1 protein-coding gene is annotated in these 1,003 nt (G+C 62.5%); it reads right to left on the reverse strand.

From position 1 onward, the window contains the following. Positions 1 to 926: MFS transporter (locus tag ABT116_RS50755; RefSeq protein WP_351648748.1), on the reverse strand; the 926-nt coding region annotated here is incomplete at its 3' end. Positions 927 to 1,003: the final 77 nt, after the last annotated feature.

The following is a 1,003-nucleotide window of genomic DNA, read 5'->3' on the forward strand; positions in this document are numbered from 1 at the left end:
ACCGAACCCGGTCCACCCACCGAGATGACGACCACCAGGATCGTCAACAACCAGAGCGGAGACGGTTCGCTGCGCGAAAGCACGATCGTCCACATGAGCGCGCTGGCCACCATGATGGTGAGAACCAACCACGATCGACGCATGGGATAGCGACCGGTGAGAATGCCGAGGATCGGGCCGGCCACGATTGCCGAGATGACCGACAGCGTCAGCAGCGAGCCGACGGTCGCGGAATCGAGACCCTGAGCCGATTTCAGATACGGCACACCCCATAGCAGTGCGAACGTCGTGATCGAGAACTGCGTCCCCATGTGACTGAAGAACCCGAGTCGGGTGCCGGGTCGCATCCACACCGTCTTGATCTGTCGCCCGATCTCCTTGGCACCGGCAGGCACGGCCACCACGTCGGCACCGGGAGGCACGTCGCGGATGACACTCAGCGCCAGAGCAAACGCCAACAGTCCGACGGCCGCAGCGCTGCCGTAGGCAAAAGTCCAGCCCGGACCGGACAACAGCAACATGAACGGGAGCGCGGACATCACCTGGCCCAGCTGACCGAGGATGCCCGTGAACTGCGAGACCAACGGCACCTGCCGGGGCGGGAACCACTGTGGTACCAACCGCAGCACCGAGATGAAGGTGAGTGCATCGCCGGCGCCGACGGCAATACGTGCACCGATCGCGACGGGCAGCGATTCGGTGAAGGCGAGGGCCAACTGCGCGGACATCATGATGAACGCACCGACTGCGATCATGATCCGCGAACCGTAGCGGTCGAGGAGGACTCCCGCCGGAATCTGCATACCGGCGTACACGACGATCTGCAGTACGACGAAGCTCGACAGAACGCTGGGTGATATCGAGAACCGATCAGCAGCAGACAGACCCGAGACACCGAACGAAGTGCGGTGAAGCACGGCGATCACGTAGGCAAAAACACCGACAGGGAGGGATAGACGGTGAAGGCGTTCGCGATCTGTTCGACGGTCAGATTGTTGTCGAC

Source organism: Streptomyces sp. NPDC002130, assembly GCF_040296465.1.
Taxonomy (GTDB): Bacteria; Actinomycetota; Actinomycetes; order Streptomycetales; family Streptomycetaceae; genus Streptomyces.